The organism is Phaeovulum veldkampii DSM 11550 (assembly GCF_003034995.1).
Lineage (GTDB): Bacteria > Pseudomonadota > Alphaproteobacteria > Rhodobacterales > Rhodobacteraceae > Phaeovulum > Phaeovulum veldkampii.
In genome coordinates this window covers 1-358 of sequence record NZ_PZKF01000149.1, presented here as the reverse complement: position 1 = coordinate 358, position 358 = coordinate 1, and the positions used below count along the sequence as shown (strand labels likewise).

The 358-nt window shown below is 60.9% G+C and carries 1 pseudogene; it reads right to left on the bottom strand.

The features are described from left to right. Positions 1–171: 171 nt before the first annotated feature. A pseudogene (locus C5F46_RS16825) lies at positions 172–358 on the bottom strand (TetR/AcrR family transcriptional regulator); the annotation flags it as partial.

Below are 358 nucleotides of genomic sequence, written 5' to 3'. Positions count from 1 at the left end.
TCATCAGAAGCAGGCCGCCAATGACATAGGCGAAGCCTGCGAGAAAGTTGAACCACAGGACGAAGGGCACGACGGCCCCCATGTCGACCGCTCCGAACAGGGCCGATCCGCCTGATATCAGCGTCAACGATCCAAAGGCTATGGCCGCAACACCGGCGATGTGATGAGTTTTCATTTCTGCCCCTCCCTACAGGCAAACAGGACCAATTGCACCTCCAGCAGGCGCATCCCCTCGGGCACGATGTCAAAGTTGCGCGAGCCAAGGCTCCACCGGATGGCGATGCCCTGAACAAGCGAGGTCAGCAGCACGGCTGCATCCTTTGGCTGAACGCCCGCCCCCATCAACCCGGCTTCGGCC